Annotated in this window: 13 protein-coding genes; 8 read left to right on the top strand and 5 right to left on the bottom strand. The window is 72.7% G+C overall.

What is annotated here, in order from left to right:
• Positions 1-109 precede the first annotated feature (109 nt).
• Complete coding sequence (locus ACFY1S_RS11330; protein ID WP_387115557.1) at positions 110-700, bottom strand: helix-turn-helix domain-containing protein; 591 nt, start codon at positions 698-700, stop codon at positions 110-112.
• Between the two features lie 102 nt (positions 701-802).
• Here ACFY1S_RS11330 and ACFY1S_RS11335 point away from each other — a divergent pair, with 102 nt between their 5' ends.
• A complete protein-coding gene (locus ACFY1S_RS11335) occupies positions 803-1810 on the top strand; it encodes an NAD(P)/FAD-dependent oxidoreductase (protein WP_387115560.1) in 1008 nt (335 codons plus the stop codon).
• Between the two features lie 49 nt (positions 1811-1859).
• Complete coding sequence (locus ACFY1S_RS11340; protein ID WP_387115563.1) at positions 1860-3533, top strand: MFS transporter; 1674 nt, start codon at positions 1860-1862, stop codon at positions 3531-3533.
• Positions 3534-3679: 146 nt separating this feature from the next.
• On the opposite strand, the gene ACFY1S_RS11345 is transcribed toward ACFY1S_RS11340, so the two are convergent.
• Positions 3680-4876 (bottom strand): pyridoxal phosphate-dependent aminotransferase, encoded by a 1197-nt coding sequence (locus ACFY1S_RS11345; RefSeq protein WP_387115566.1) that lies wholly within the window; start codon positions 4874-4876, stop codon positions 3680-3682.
• A 232-nt stretch (positions 4877-5108) separates the two neighbouring features.
• Here ACFY1S_RS11345 and glmS point away from each other — a divergent pair, with 232 nt between their 5' ends.
• Positions 5109-7022 carry a glutamine--fructose-6-phosphate transaminase (isomerizing) gene (gene glmS / locus ACFY1S_RS11350; RefSeq protein ID WP_364375482.1) on the top strand — a complete coding sequence of 638 codons (1914 nt, stop codon included), beginning with the start codon at positions 5109-5111 and terminating at the stop codon, positions 7020-7022.
• A 58-nt stretch (positions 7023-7080) separates the two neighbouring features.
• Here glmS and ACFY1S_RS11355 read toward each other — a convergent pair whose 3' ends face one another.
• Together ACFY1S_RS11355 and ACFY1S_RS11360 are read right to left on the bottom strand one after the other, a co-directional pair.
• Entirely contained in the window at positions 7081-8658 is a 1578-nt protein-coding gene (locus ACFY1S_RS11355) for an alpha/beta hydrolase (protein ID WP_387115570.1), read from the bottom strand.
• Positions 8655-8951: a type VII secretion target gene (locus tag ACFY1S_RS11360; RefSeq protein ID WP_387115573.1), complete on the bottom strand. Its 297-nt coding sequence runs from the start codon at positions 8949-8951 to the stop codon at positions 8655-8657. Before ACFY1S_RS11360 ends, ACFY1S_RS11355 begins: the two co-directional genes overlap by 4 nt.
• 243 nt (positions 8952-9194) lie before the next feature.
• Here ACFY1S_RS11360 and ACFY1S_RS11365 point away from each other — a divergent pair, with 243 nt between their 5' ends.
• From ACFY1S_RS11365 to ung, 5 genes are all read left to right on the top strand, one after another.
• A complete protein-coding gene (locus ACFY1S_RS11365) occupies positions 9195-10664 on the top strand; it encodes an NAD(P)H-hydrate dehydratase (RefSeq protein WP_387115576.1) in 1470 nt (489 codons plus the stop codon).
• A gap of 79 nt (positions 10665-10743) precedes the next feature.
• Positions 10744-11862, top strand: a complete 1119-nt coding sequence (alr, locus tag ACFY1S_RS11370) for an alanine racemase (RefSeq protein WP_387115579.1) — start codon at positions 10744-10746, stop codon at positions 11860-11862.
• Positions 11859-12965, top strand: coding sequence for an alpha/beta fold hydrolase (locus ACFY1S_RS11375; protein ID WP_387115582.1), 1107 nt, complete (start codon positions 11859-11861; stop codon positions 12963-12965). Before alr ends, ACFY1S_RS11375 begins: the two co-directional genes overlap by 4 nt.
• Positions 12962-13450 carry a tRNA (adenosine(37)-N6)-threonylcarbamoyltransferase complex ATPase subunit type 1 TsaE gene (gene tsaE, locus ACFY1S_RS11380; protein WP_387115585.1) on the top strand — a complete coding sequence of 163 codons (489 nt, stop codon included), beginning with the start codon at positions 12962-12964 and terminating at the stop codon, positions 13448-13450. The genes ACFY1S_RS11375 and tsaE overlap by 4 nt, the downstream gene beginning before the upstream one ends.
• On the top strand, positions 13450-14151 hold the full coding sequence (ung, locus tag ACFY1S_RS11385; protein ID WP_364375461.1) for a uracil-DNA glycosylase: 702 nt from the start codon (positions 13450-13452) through the stop codon (positions 14149-14151). The genes tsaE and ung overlap by 1 nt, the downstream gene beginning before the upstream one ends.
• Positions 14152-14184: 33 nt before the next feature.
• Here ung and ACFY1S_RS11390 read toward each other — a convergent pair whose 3' ends face one another.
• Positions 14185-14889 (bottom strand): helix-turn-helix domain-containing protein, encoded by a 705-nt coding sequence (locus tag ACFY1S_RS11390; protein ID WP_387115589.1) that lies wholly within the window; start codon positions 14887-14889, stop codon positions 14185-14187.
• Positions 14890-15185: the final 296 nt, after the last annotated feature.

The raw sequence follows: 15185 nt of genomic DNA on the forward strand, positions 1-15185 counted from the left end.
TAGGACGGTTATGCGTATGCGGCACGTCGTCTTCCTGTTAGCGCAAGAAGATCGTCGGTTCTGCTGCCTGACGCGCAAGAGGTGACCACTTCGGGAGCGTTCCGCGTCATCAATCGGGACTGCCCTGCACGTCGCCGCTGTCGTCGCGCTGGTGGCTGCGGCGGGCGTCGCGGTCGAAGATGCCCAGGATGTCGCAGGGGCCACCCGCAGTGCCGATCGCGTGCGGCATCATCGTGGGGAACTCGGCGGCCTGGTTGGTCTCCAGGCGAAAGCGGCGGTGGCCCAGCATGAGGATCGCGGTGCCGGACAGGACGACAAGCCATTCGCGCCCCGAATGGGCACGCATGCGAGCCGGGTTCTCGGGCGGTGGTTCGGTCATGCGCTGGCGCACCACGCTCATGCCGGGGTCGCCCTTCACGGGCCAGCGCAACCCGCCGTGGGTGCCCTCGATCACCGGGCTGGTGACGACGTCGTCAGTGGCGGTCTCCACGAGCTGGTCCAGCGTGGTGTCCAGGGCGCGGGCGAGAGTGACCAGCTGATCCAGTGCGAGGCGGCGCTGGCCGTTCTCGATGCGGCTCAATGAGGACTGGCTGAGGTGGGCGCGGGTGGCCAGTTCCTCCAGTGACCAGCCCTGCGCCACCCGCAGGGCGCGGAGGCGTTTGCGTACGAGGCTGTCCAGCTCGCCATCTTCTTGCGTCATGAGCAACATGGTATGCCCTTGATGCAAGGTGAGGTTAGCGTCGGTGTAGCTGGTCCGCATCGTCTGGGACCACGCACAGGCCAAGGATAGGAGGACACGGCTGTGACGACGTCTTCGTACGCGAGTGACGTACTGCCCAGCGGGACCGTCGACATTGTGGTGATCGGCGGCGGCGCCGCGGGGCTGAACGGTGCGCTGATGCTCGCCCGCTCCCGCCGCTCGGTCCTCGTGATCGACAGCGGCACTCCGCGCAACGCACCTGCCGAGGCCATGCACGGCTTCATCGTTCTGGACGGCACCCCGCCCTCCGAGATCTATCGGCGAGGCCGGGAGCAGGTGCGCCAGTATGGCGGCCGTATCGTCCTCGGCGACGTGGCCTCGACCGAGCCCGCCGCCCCGGCGGCCGACGGGGATCTGCGCTTCACCGTCACCCTGGCCGACGACCGGAGCGTAACCGCGCGCCGCGTGCTGGTGGCAACCGGTCTGCGGGATGTGCTGCCCGAGGTTCCCGGGCTCGCCGAGCACTGGGGACACGGCGTGGTGCATTGCCCGTACTGCCATGGCTGGGAGGTGCGCGATGAGCCCATCGGCATCCTCGCCACCGGTCCCGCCTCGGTCCACCACGCACTTCTCTTCCGCCAACTGACCGAGGACCTTACCTACTTCACCCACGGCACTGACCTGGATGAAAACGCCCGCGCGCGCTTCGCCGCCCGCGACATCCGCATCGTCGACACCCCCGTCCGGGAAGTCACCAAAAATGAGGACGGCACCCTCGCCGGGGTGCGCCTGACCGACGGCCAGGTCGTGGCCCGCCGTGTGCTCGCGGTCACCACGCAGATGCAGGCCCGCACCGAGGGCCTGGAGGATCTCAAGCTCCCGACGGAGGACCTGCCCGACAACATGGGCCGACGCTTCGCCTCCGGCATGGCCGGCACCACTGAGGTGCCGGGTGTGTGGGTGGCCGGCAACGCCACCGACCTGAGCGCCCAGGTCGGCGCCTCCGCAGCGGCAGGCGCCCTGGCCGGCTCCCACATCAACGCCCTGCTGGCCACCGCGGACACCGACGCGGCCCTCACCGCAGCCCAGGGGCGGTTCCCCGCCCCCTGATATCGCCGCGGCCCTGGCCACCGATCGACCGCACTCAGCGATGCGGGCGGTGGCCGGACCCACCCCCATGACTCCGCGACCAGCCCCTGCTGCGGCGCTCCTTCAACATGTCCTCTTTCGAAAGGCAACCATGAGTACGAACCAGCTCGCACCAGCCGCTGAAGCCGGCGGCGCAGGTGTGCCTGATGCACGTCAGCTGCGCACCATCCTGATCGCCGTTTCCATCGCGCTCATGGCCGTCATCGCATCGGTGTCCGGGCTGAACGTCGCCCAGACTCACATGGCCGTGGAATTCGGCGCCTCGCAGAGCACGATCCTGTGGATCATCAACATCTACACCCTCGCCCTGGCCGCGCTCCTGTTGCCGCTCGGTGCGATCGGCGACCGCCTGGGCCGTAAGCCCATGCTGATCGCCGGGCTCGGTGTCTTCGGCGCCGCGCACGTCGTTGCGGGCCTGGCCCCGACGGCGGAGGTCATGCTCGCCGCGCGTGTGGCCAGCGGTATCGGCGCGGCAATGATCATGCCGATCACCCTGGCCGTCATCACCTCCACCTTCCCCGAGGACCAGCGTGGCAAGGCGATCGGCGTGTGGACCGGCGTCGCCGGGGGCGGCGGCGTCCTGGGCATGTTCCTCTCCGCCCTCCTCGTCGACGTCGCCGACTGGCGCTGGCTGTTCGCCCTGCCGGTGGCCCTGGTCCTCGTGGCCCTGGTCATGACGCTGAAGTCGGTCCCCAACTCCCGTGAGAAGTCGGCCCATCGCTTCGACACCGTCGGCGCGCTGGTCTCCACCGTCGCCGTGGTCGGCCTCATCTCCGTCCTACAGGAAGGCCCCGACCGCGGCTGGACCGCCCCCGCCACCCTGACCAGCCTCGCCGTCGGCCTCATCGCCACCGTCGGCTTCGTGGCCTGGGAGCGGCACCGCCGCGACGCCTCGCTGCTGGACGTGCGGCTGTTCCGTGAGCGCGGCCTGGCCGGCGGCTCGGTCACGCTGCTGGTGGTCTTCGGTGTCCAGGCGGGCATCGGGGTGGTCCTCTTTCCGTTCTTCCAGGCCGTGCTCGGCTGGTCGGGCCTGCTGTCCACGGCCGCGCTGATGCCGATGGCCGTCACGATGATGATTGCCTCCGGCCTGGCCCCCAGGCTCACCGCCCAAATCGGCGCCCGCTCGACGATGGCCACCGGCATCGCACTGGCCGGCGTCGCCTTGGCGCTGATGGCCCTGTTCGTCTCCGTCGATGGCGGATACCTGTCCATCCTGCCCGGCCTGCTCGCCATGGGCCTCGGCATGGGCCTGTCGATGACCCCATCCACCGAGGCCATCACCGGCTCCCTGTCGCGGGAGAAGCAGGGCGTTGCCTCCGCGCTCAACGACGTCACCCGCGAGTTCGGCACCGCGCTCGGCGTCGCCCTGCTCGGAGCGCTCGTGTCCGCCGGCTATCGCAGCGCCATCGACGACAGGCTCCACGGCATCCCCCAGGGGGCCGCGGACACCGCCCGGGAGGGCATCGCCAACGCCGTGGCGGCGGCAGGCGGCACGGGCACCCACGCGCAGGACCTGATCCACGCCGCGCAGCAGTCCTTCGTCGACGGCTGGCAGCAGGCCATGTGGGCAGGCGTCGCCGTCATGGGGGCACTCTTCCTCTACATCGCCCTCCGCGGCCCGAAAAACACGACCCACGCCGCCGAGGACGAGACAGCAGCCACCGAGGCCGTCGCCGTCCGCTGACCACGCATGAGCCGGGCGTGCAATGGCTGTGCACCTTTCGAGACACGGCCTGGCTGGCTGCGTCACTGGTGGCGGGCGTTCACGACGGGTTCTGTGGGGCTGAGCTGTTTACGACATCAGCTCAGCTCCACGGCGCCCGTGCCGGGTCAGCGCGCCGGAGCCAGGTTGCGCACCCGGTTGACCGCCTCGGTCAGCACCTCCGGGCGCTTACAGAAGGCGAACCGGACAAGCCGCCGGCCCGCGTCGACGTCGTCGTAGAAGACCTGGGTGGGCACCGCCACCACGCCGCACCGCTCCGGCAGCGCCCGGCAGAACTCCATGCCGTCCCGGCCGCCGAGGGGCGTGATGTCGGCGGTGACGAAGTACGTCCCCTCCGGGGTGAGCACGTCGAACCCGGCGTCGGTGAGGCCGCCGACGAGCTGGTCGCGGCGCTGCTGGAGGCCGTCGCGGAAACCTGTGTAGTAGTCGTCCGGCAGGGCCAGTGCCACCGCGACAGCCGGTTGCAGCGGCGCCGCGTTGACGTAGGTCAGGAACTGCTTCACCCGCAGTACCGCCGACACCAGCGCCGCCGGGCCACTCACCCAGCCGATCTTCCAGCCCGTGCAGGAGAACGTCTTGCCCGCCGACGAGATGCGCAGCGTCCGCTCCCGCATCCCGGGCAGGCCGGCCAGCGGCACGTGCGGGCTCGCCGCGTCCGTGAAGACCAGGTGCTCGTACACCTCGTCGGTGACCGCGTACGCGCCGAACTCCTGGCACAACTCGGCCACCAGGGTCAGCTCGGCCCGGCTGAACACCTTGCCTGTCGGATTGTGCGGCGAGTTGAGCAGCACCAACCGGGTACGCGGCCCGAACGCCGAGCGCAACTCGTCCGGGTCGAAGGCGTACCTGCCGTCGGGCGCGGGACGCAGCGTCACCGGCCTTCGGACCGCGCCGGCCAGCGCGATCGAGGCGGCGTACGAGTCGTAGTACGGCTCGAAGCAGACCACCTCGTCGCCCGGCTCGCAGAGGGCCAGGATGCTCGCCGCCACAGCCTCCGTCGCGCCCGCGGTGATGACGATCTCGCCGTCGGGGTCGTACGCCAGACCGTGGAACCGCCGCTGGTGGGCCGCGACCGCTGCGCGCAGGGCGGGGATCCCCGGGCCGGGCGGGTACTGGTTCTGCCCGCCGCGAAGTGCCTCGGCGGCGGCGGCGAGCATCTCCGGCGGGCCGTCGGTGTCGGGGAAGCCCTGGCCGAGGTTCACCGCGCCGGTGCGTACGGCGAGGGCGGACATCTCGGCGAAGATCGTCGTGCCGAAGGGCCGCATGCGGGCCACCAGCGGGTCGACATCGGTGCTCGTCGTCACCTGTGCCAGCCTACGACCCCGGCCGCCCGCCGCCCCCTCCCCAGGTGCGGCCGATCGTGCGGTAGCTGTCCCGACAAAGTCGCACACTGGTTCGAATCGACCACCAGAACCGCAAGATCGCGGGGAAGGTGGTGGACGATGCTCCCGTTGTGAGGTGATCGCTCAGATTCGGTGATTGATTAGCCGACTTTCGAGCACCCACCATGAGCGAAACTGGGTTAGGCTGCGGGCCATGTGTGGAATCGTGGGATACGCGGGCGCGCGCCCCGCACTCGGCATCGTGCTCGACGGGCTGCGGCGACTGGAGTACCGCGGCTACGACTCGGCGGGCGTGGCGATCGTCTGCGAAGACCAGCTGCTGACCGAGAAGAAGGCCGGCAAGCTTGCCAACCTGGAGAAGGTGCTCTCCGAGCGGGCCGCCAACGACCCCGCCGACTGCGCCGCCAGCCCGCTCGGCATCGGTGACGGCACCACAGGCATCGGGCACACCCGCTGGGCCACCCACGGCGGCCCGACCGACCGCAACGCCCACCCGCACGTCGCCCCCGACGGCCGGGTCGCGGTGATCCACAACGGCATCATCGAGAACTTCGCCAAGCTCCGCGCCGAGCTGGAGGCCGACGGCGTCCAGTTCACCAGCGACACCGACACCGAGTGCGCCGCGCACCTGCTCTCCGCCGCGCTCGCCGACCTGCGCGCCGCCGGCCAGCCGGACGGCCCGCAACTGCTCGCCGCCGGCATGCGGGTGGTCTGCCAGCGACTGGAGGGCGCGTTCACCCTCCTCGCCGTGGACGCCGCGGTGCCCGGCGCGGTCGTCGGCGCCCGGCGCAACTCGCCGCTCGTGGTCGGGCGCGGCGACGGGGAGAACTACCTGGCCAGCGACGTGGCCGCGTTCATCGAGCACACCCGCGACGCGGTGGAGCTGGGCCAGGACCAGATCGTCCTCATCACCGGCGACAGCATCGAGATCACCGACTTCGACGGCCAGCCCGCCACCGGCAAGGACTTCCACATCGACTGGGACTCCTCGGCCGCCGAGAAGGGCGGCTACGACTGGTTCATGCTCAAGGAGATCGAGGAGCAGCCGCAGGCCATCGCCGACACCCTGCTCGGCCGGCTCACCGACACCGGTGAGATCGCCCTCGACGAGGTCCGCCTCAGCGACCAGGACCTGCGCGACGTCGACAAGATCTTCATCGTGGCCTGCGGCACGGCGTACCACTCAGGCATGGTCGCCAAGTACGCCATCGAGCACTGGACCCGGATCCCCTGCGAGGTGGAACTGGCAAGCGAGTTCCGCTACCGCGACCCGGTCCTCGACCGGTCCACGCTGATCGTGGTCATCTCGCAGTCCGGCGAGACGATGGACACCCTGATGGCGCTGCGCCACGCCAAGGAGCAGAAGGCCCGCGTGCTTGCCATCTGCAACACCAACGGCTCCACGATCCCGCGTGAGTCCGACGCCGTGCTCTACACCCACGGCGGTCCCGAGATCGCCGTCGCCTCCACCAAGGCGTTCCTCACCCAGCTCGTCGCCTGCTACCTGATCGGCCTGCACCTGGCCCAGGTCCGCGGCATCAAGTTCGCCGACGAGGTCGGCGCGGTCGTCGCCCAGCTCCAGGAGATGCCGGGCAAGCTGCGCGAGCTGCTGGACCGCATCGAACCCGTCCGTGAGCTGGCCCGGGAGCTGAAGTCAGAGCCCACAGTGCTGTTCATCGGCCGGCACGTCGGCTACCCGGTGGCCCTGGAGGGCGCGCTCAAGCTCAAGGAACTGGCGTACATGCACGCCGAGGGCTTCGCCGCCGGCGAGCTGAAGCACGGCCCGATCGCTCTGATCGACAAGGGCACCCCGGTGATCTGCGTGGTGCCCTCCCCGGTGGGTCGCGGGATGCTGCACGACAAGGTCGTCTCCAACATCCAGGAGGTACGGGCGCGCGGCGCACGCACCATCGTGATCGCCGAGGAGGGCGACGAGGCAGTCGTCCGGTACGCCGACCACCTGATCTACGTGCCGCGTACGCCCACCCTGCTGGCCCCGCTGGTCACCACAGTGCCGTTGCAGGTCCTGGCCGCCGAGATCGCCGCTGCCCGGGGGCACGACGTGGACCAGCCCCGCAACCTGGCCAAGTCGGTCACCGTCGAGTAACTGCCACCCGCATCCGGAGCCCCGGTCACCGCACCCATCGGTGGCCGGGGCTCCGCCGTCAGCGGCCCAGCACCACACGGGCCATCCCGTCCAGCGCCGGATTGCCCGGATCCCAGTAGCCGGCGTGTCCGCCGGGACCACTGGGGAACACCCGCCCGCCGAAGCCGGGGTCGGCCGGGTCGTGGCCGAACCACAGCTCGTGCCCCGTCCGGTCGGGCCAGCCCAGCACCGCCGCGAGTGGGGCCGCGCCGAGCAGGACACGCCTGCCCATCTCGTCGACGGGCCGGGCCAGCCGGATCACGTCGTCGGGGGCGCTGCTCGCCCAGACCTGCCCGGGCGGGACTCCCAACTCGGCGGCGTGCGTCGCGCCGACCCCGGGGGAGCCGACGAACATCAGCGCGTCGGCGGCCAGACCGTGCTCCCGGGCCGCCACGCCCACCACAAGCGACCCGTAGCTGTGCCCGAGCACCGTCTGCCGGGCGGGCGGACCCTCATGGCTGGCCCGCAGACCCTCCTGGAACCGGTGCAACGCCCCGCCCGCGTCCCGGGCCTGACCCGCCGAGGCGGCCTCGGTCAGGAAATCCGGTGCGTCGTAGTCCAACCACAGCACCGCCGCGCCGCGCTCCTGCGGCGCGAGCGCGGCGCACCGCTCCAGCACCCGGGCCGCCCGGCCCAGCTCACCGGGGGCGTCGTCCAGGCCGGCGGTCATTCCCGGCACGTAGGTCAGCACCCGATCGGCGTGGTCCGGGTCGCCGAGCGCCACCACCACCCGGCCCTCACCGGCCGGGTCCAACCCCAGCAGGTACGCCCGGGGCTCCCCGGCCGCCAGCCGCTCCGTGAGCGCGTCCAGGCCGGCCAACTTCGCCGCAACCGCCCGCAGCCGCAGCGACGCGACAGGCCCCGGCGGCACCTTGGCCAGCAACCGCTGGCGTTCGGCCACCAACTCCCCGCGCCGGGCACCGAGCAACAGACGGTTGGCCTGGTCACGGGCGGCCACCGGCACCCCGTCCAGCACGCCGACCAGTGCCGGTTCGTGCCCGACCAGCCACCGTCGCTGTGCCGGGGTCAACCCGGACCACCAGGCACGGACCAGCGCCGGCGCGGCACCGGACGCCGGCCGGCCGGGCGGCGGCGGCGACACCCAGCCCGAACGGGCGGCACGGGCCAACTCGTCCAACCGGCCGGCGGCCGCCCGGTCCGCCACGTCGGCGCCGTCGAGCGCCGCGCGCAGCGCCGCCGCCACCCCGGCCACCGCCTCCGCCGACCCGGGTCGCGCCGGACCGACCCGCACAGCGCCGGACCGGTCCACCACCACACCTGCCGCGTCCGCCCGGGCGACCGCCTCGGTGAGCTGCGCCTTCGCCACCACGAGGCGCCCGGCCAGCTCGGCAAGCACCTGATCCGCCTCGATCAGCGCGGGCGCCACCGATTGCAACTCACCGCGCAGGCCGCCCAGCCGTACGTCGGCCGCCGTGGCCGCCGCGCCGGACCAGTCGCCCCGCAGGCGCCCGGCCGCCCCGGCCAGCTCACCGGCGCGCCTGTCGACGGACCCGGTCAACCCCGCCCAGGCCGCCCCGGCCACCCGCCAGCCGCCCGGGTCGGCCGCCCAGAGCAGCCGGTAGCCGACGGCGGTCACCGGGGCAGGGCCGCGAACCGGCCGGCGGCGCGGTCGTCCACCGACTCGTACGCCTCCGCCGCCGACCTGACCCCGCCTGCCGTCGCGGCCACCTGGGCGCCCAGCCGGCAGAACCAGGCGTGCCCGGCGGCCTCCAGCTCCACCAGGGACGCGGCGGCCCGCCAGCCGGGCGCCGGCACCAGCAGCCCGGACAACCCGGCCAGGCCCAACGCCAACCCGTGCGCCGCGCCGTCGAGCGCGGCGGCCACCGAGCGCAGCGCCTCCGGCTGGACAGTCAACGGTTCCTCGGCCATGGACCCACCCCCACAGATCGGCATCGACGCCCCGACGCTAGGTGCGCTCCCCGTCCCCGGTCGTGCCCTGTGGACAGCGGCGACTGTCGTACGCCGGGGCTGTCCACAGGCGTTGCCCACAGCGGACCCGACGGCTAATCTGCGGCCGTTCCCGCCGGTAGGGTGAAGCGGTGATCGTCACGGTCGGCGGCGACGTCGTCCCGGCCGACCAGCACACCCGCGAGCGGAACGGGGCACGGTGACATGAGACCGGTGTGGCGGGTGGCCGACGTGCGGGCGGCCGAGGCAGGGCTGATGGGCACGCTGCCGCAGGGCACGCTGATGCAGCGGGCCGCCGCCGGGCTGGCCCGCCGGGCCGCGCTGCTGCTCGCCGAGCGGGGCGGCGTGTACGGCGCCCACGTGCTGCTGCTGGTCGGCTCCGGCGACAACGGCGGCGACGCGCTGTACGCGGGGGAGCGGCTGGCCCGTCGGGGCGTGCGGGTGTCCGCCCTGCTGCTCACCCCCGGGCGGGCGCACGCGGCCGGGTTGGCGGCGCTACGCGCTGCCGGTGGCCGGCTGGTGGACCGCCCGACCGGCCTGGTCGACCTGGTCGTCGACGGCATCGTGGGGATCGGCGGCACCGGCGGGCTGCGAGCGAGCGCCGACGAGCTGGTCCAGCACCTCGGCGACCTGCGCGGACGCGACGGCGGTCGGGCGACCGTGCTGGCTGTGGACGTACCGAGCGGCGTCGCGGTGGACACCGGTCACGTGCCGCTGTCCGCGTCCGGCCGGCCCACCGCGGTCCGCGCCGACGTGACGGTGGCCTTCGGTGCGTTGAAACCCGCACTTGTGGTGGGGCCGGCCGCCGCCCTCGCCGGGCAGGTGGAGCTTGTCGACATCGGGCTGCGGCCCTGGCTGCGGGGCACCCCCGCGCTGCGGGTCACCGAGTGGTCCGACCTGGTCGACTGGTGGCCCCGGCTGGGTGCCTCGTCGGAGAAGTACACAAGGGGTGTGGTCGGCGTCGCGACCGGCTCGGCCACGTATCCGGGCGCGGCAGTGCTCTCCGTCGGCGGGGCGCTCGCCGGGCCGACCGGCCTGGTCCGCTACGCCGGTGGCGCCCGGGCCGAGGTGCTGCACCAGCACCCGTCGGTGATCGCCACCGGCCGGGTCGCCGACGCGGGCCGGGTGCAGGCCTGGGTGTGCGGCTCCGGGCTGGGCACTGGCGAGGACGCCGCCGCCGAGCTGCGGGCCGTCCTGGCCGCCCCGGTGCCGGTGGTGCTCGACGCCGACGCGCTGACCCTGCTGGTGGACGGGTCGCTCGCCGACCGGCTGCGCGGCCGGGACGCCCCGATCGTCGTCACCCCGCACGACCGGGAGTTCACCCGGCTCTGCGGCGAGGAGCCGGGCGCCGACCGGGTCGGCTCGGCGCTGCGGCTGGCCGCCTGGATGAACGCGGTGGTGCTGCTCAAGGGCGACCGCACGGTGATCGGCACGCCTGACGGCCGGGCGTACGTCAACCCGACAGGCACCCCGGCGCTGGCTACCGGCGGCACCGGTGACGTGCTGGCCGGCCTGCTCGGCTCGCTGCTGGCGTCCGGGTTGCCCGCCGATCAGGCGGCGGCCTCGGCCGCGTACCTGCACGGGCTGGCCGGGCGGGAGGCGGCCCGGAGTGGGCCGGTGACCGCGCCCGACGTGGCGACGGCGCTGCGCCCGGTCCTCGCCCGGCTGGGCTGATCGTCCCGCCGTGGGCGGGGCGGCGTGGCGGGACGGCGCTGCCGCCCACAGTGATCACAGCGGAAAGTAGGCTTGGCGCATGTGGCAGGCCGAGGTACGTGTCGATCTTGACGCGATCCGTGCGAACGTGAGCCGACTCCGCTCCGGCACGAACGCCGAGTTGATGGCGGTGGTGAAGGCCGACGGGTACGGCCACGGCATGCTCCCGGCCGCCCGGGCCGCGCTCGACGCGGGGGCGGACTGGCTCGGGGTCTGCACCCTCGAGGAGGCGCTCACGCTGCGACGGGCCGGTGTGACCGCGCCGGTGCTCGCCTGGCTGCTCGCCCCCGGGCTGCCGCTGCACGAGGGGGTCACCGCCGGGGTGGACCTCGCGGCGGCGAGCCTTCCGCAGTTGGACGAGATGATCGAGGCGAGTCGGCTGGCCGGGCGTCCGGCCCGACTACACCTGAAGATCGACACCGGGCTCTCCAGGGGTGGGGCGACGGTCGCGGACTGGCCGGCCCTGCTGGACGCTGCCGCCAAGGCGCAGGCCGAGGGCGTCATCGAGGTGGTAGGCGTGTGGAGCCACTTCGTGTACGCGGACATGCCGGGTCACCCGACCACCGACCGCCAGTTGGCCGTCTTCCACGAGGGGCTGGCCATGGTCGAGCGGGCCGGCCTGCGCCCCCGCTGGCGTCACCTGGCGAACTCGGCGGCCACCCTGACCCGCCCGGACACCCACTTCGACCTGGTCCGTCCCGGGCTGGCCATCTACGGGCTGTCCCCGGTGGCAGGCGAGACGTACGGGCTGAAGCCGGCGATGACCGCCCGCGCCCGGGTGATGCTCACCAAGCGGGTGCCCGCCGGCACCGGGGTGTCGTACGGTCACACCTACACCACCCCGGCGGACGCGAACCTGGCCGTGGTGCCGCTCGGGTACGCCGACGGGGTGCCCCGGCACGCGTCCAACAGCGGTCCGGTGCAGCTCGCCGGCAAGCGGCGGACGATCTCCGGGCGGGTCTGCATGGACCAGTTCGTGCTCGACTGCGGCGACGACCCGGTGGCCGACGGCGACGTGGCGACACTCTTCGGCAGCGGCGCGGACGGGGAGCCGACGGCCGACGACTGGGCCGACGCGGTCGGCACGATCAACTACGAGATCGTCACCCGGTTCGGTGGGACGCGGGTGCCGCGCGTCTACGACGGCGAGACGCCGTGACCGCGTTCCGCGTTCCGCGCCCGCGCACGGCTGTCGGCCGGGTCGCCGGGATCGTCGGCGCGGCCGTCGGGGTGGCGGCGGCCGGCCTGGCCGCCGGTGTCGCGACCGAGCGCACCCTGGTCCGCCGTCTCAAGGCCGACCCGACCGACCGCTACGCGCACGAGATGTTCGGGCAGCAGCGGTACGACGAGGCGTTCCGGCTGGAGTTGCCGGACGGCACGGACATCCACGTCGAGGTGGTCGAGCCGAGTCGGCCGGTGCCGGGGCACCCGACAGTGGTGCTGGTGCACGGCTTCTGCCTGGACATGGGCACGTTCCACTTCCAGCGCCAGATGTTGGCCGAGCGGGGCGACTACCGGGTCGTGGCATACGACCAGCCCGGGCACGGTCGCTCGGGCCGGTTGGAGACCGGGGAGTACGACCTCGCGGTGCTCGGCCGGACGCTGCGCCGGGTCATCGACCGGACCGCCCCTGAGGGGCCGTTGGTGTTGGTCGGGCACTCGATGGGCGGCATGACGATCATGGCATTCGCCGAGCTGTTCCCGGAACTGTTCGGTGACCGGGTGGTGGGCACCGTCCTGATGGCCACGTCGGGCGGTCTGATCGCGGAGACCAAGCTTGTCGCGCCGGCGCTGCTCGGCCGGGTCGGCGGCCCGGTTCTGTACATGGTCAACAACGCCACCCGGTACGGCGGGCCGGTGATCGACAGGGCCCGCAGGTCGACGTCGAACGTCGCCTGGCTGTTGACCCGCAAGTACGGCTTCGGCACCCGCAAACCGAGCCCGGCGCTGGTGTCCTACGTGGAGACGATGAACTCCCGGACGTCCGCCGACACGGTGACCCGCTATCTGCGGACCCTCGCCACCCACTCGCGTTTCCCGGCACTCGCGGCGCTGGCCGCGACTCCGGTGCTGGTGGTGGTCGGCGACAAGGACATGATCACTCCGGTGACCCACTCCGAGGAGATCGTCCGGCGGTTGCCGCACGCCGAGTTCGTCAAGATCGAGGACAGCGGCCACGTGGTGATGTTGGAGCACGCGGACGAGGTGAACGCCGCGTTGGCGCGGTTTCTGGAGTCGTTGCGGAACGTGGAGGAACGGTGAGTCACGTCGTCAAGCTGCCGACCGTCGAGGACACCCGGGGCTTCGGGCGGCGGCTGGCCGGGCTGCTGCGCGCCGGTGATCTCGTGCTGCTGACGGGCCCGCTGGGTGCCGGAAAGACAGCGCTCACGCAGGGCATCGGCGCCGGGCTCGCTGTCGTCGGGGACATCACCTCGCCGACGTTCGTGATCGCCCGGGTGCACCGGCCCGATCCGGCCCGGGGCGGCCGGGTGGCGTTGGTGCACGCCGACGCGTACCGGCTGGGGGACGCCACCGACCCGCGCGCCGAGATCGACGACCTGGACCTGGACGCCTCGGTGGACGATTCGGTGACCGTCGTGGAGTGGGGCGAGGGTCTGGTGGAGCAGTTGGTCGACGCGCATCTGCGGGTCCGTATCGACCGCCGTGACGACGACACCCGGGTCGTGGAGCTGGATCCGGTGGGTGGAGACTGGGCGCGGCGATTGGCCGACCTGAAAGGTTTGTGATGTCCGACGACGTCCCCGCCCTGGATCTGCTGGCCCTGTTGCCGGAGCCGTGGCGTGCCGTGCTCACCCCGCACCTCGACCCGGCGCGCACGGCCGCGCTCGGCGAGTTCGTCGCCCGGGAGTACGCGACACAGACCGTCTTCCCGCCGCTGGACGACCTGTTCTCGGCGTACCGGCTCTGCCCGCCGCAGGGCACCCGGGTGCTGATCCTCGGGCAGGATCCGTACCACCGGGCCGGGCAGGCGCACGGGTTGAGCTTCAGCGTCCGCGACGGGGTGGCCGTGCCGCCGTCGTTGCGCAACGTCTTCAAGGAGCTGGGCGAGGACGTGGGCGTGCCCAAGCCGCGAAGCGGCAACCTCGATGGTTGGGCCGCTCAGGGCGTGTTGCTGCTCAACGCCGTGCTGACCGTCCGCCAGGCCACGCCGGGTTCGCACGCGAACGCGGGCTGGGAGGAGTTCACCGACGCCACCATCCGGGCGTTGGACGCGTCGCCGCAGCGGGTGGTCTTCCTGCTCTGGGGCGGGTACGCCCGCAAGAAGGCCGCCCTGGTCACGAACCCGCAGCACGTGGTGTTGGAGGCTGGGCACCCCAGCCCGATGAATCCGCGCGGCTTTTTGGGCAGCCGCCCGTTCAGCGCCGCCAACAAGGCTCTCGCCGACGCCGGTCTGCCCACCGTCGACTGGGAACGCACCGCCGGCTGACCGGCAGGTCCATCCCGGCTACCGACCGGCGGGTCAACCCTCGGTGGTCGGTAGCCGGGCCCGCTGGCGGCGCAGCAGTTCGGCGGCGCGCGGTTCGGTCAGTTCCAGCTCGGCCAGGGGCACCACCCGGTAGTCGCGCCCGCCATGGCGTACCTGGATGGTTTCGGGAAGCTCGTCGCACATCACGGCCCTGATCTCCCCGTGACGGGTCGACCACCTGTGCTCGCCCGGCTCCTCGGGCTCCAACCAGATCCCGCCGAACTCGCCCCAACGGGCGTTCCACCGCTGCCCGTAGTTCGCCTCCAGCCAGCGGGTGAACTCTTTCGAGTCCTGCCACCGCAGGGCGATCTCCGGCGCGTCGACAGGCACCGGCGCACCCTGGAGCAGCGCCGCGGTGCAGCCGGTGAGCACCTGCGGAACGTCGGGCAGCTGGTCCAGCACCCGATCCAGGTCCAGCCCGGCGATCCGCTCGACGATGGGTCGGGCGGCCAGCTCGGCGATCCGGGCGTCGAGGTGCGCGTCCAGCGGCTCCACGTCGACAACCAACTGCACGTCCATGGCGGCGAGCAGCGCCTCGAGGACGGCGACGCTCGGCGCGCGGCTGCCGCTCTCGATGCGGGCCACCGCCGCCTGGCTGACCTTTGCCGCTTCGGCAAGCTCGCACTGGGTCAGCTGGCGCAGGTGCCGTTGGTGTCGAACGGTATTGCCGAGCAGGGTGACGAGGCGCGTGGACGGCATCCCGGCATGATGGCCCACACCCGAGCGGGGAGGACACCGCTGAGCCGGATGTACGACTCGACGGTCGGGCGCAGGGCTCGCCTCGGGTCAACGCGGCCGTGCCGCTCGCGGCTCGGCCGGGCGTCGACCGGGTGGCCGGCGGATCGTGATTCGTCCGGCGGGTGGGCGCTCGCGCAGCGACGGCCGTGGAGTTGCCTGCGGCGAGGCGCGACGGAGGACGGGAGGCAGCCGAAGGTCGTCGTGGGCGGCGGTCGAGCCCACCAGTGCGACAGCGGGCGGAGCGGCGTGGGCGGGCG

Origin of the sequence: Micromonospora sp. NPDC000663, assembly GCF_042898105.1 — a bacterium.
Classification (GTDB): domain Bacteria; phylum Actinomycetota; class Actinomycetes; order Mycobacteriales; family Micromonosporaceae; genus Micromonospora.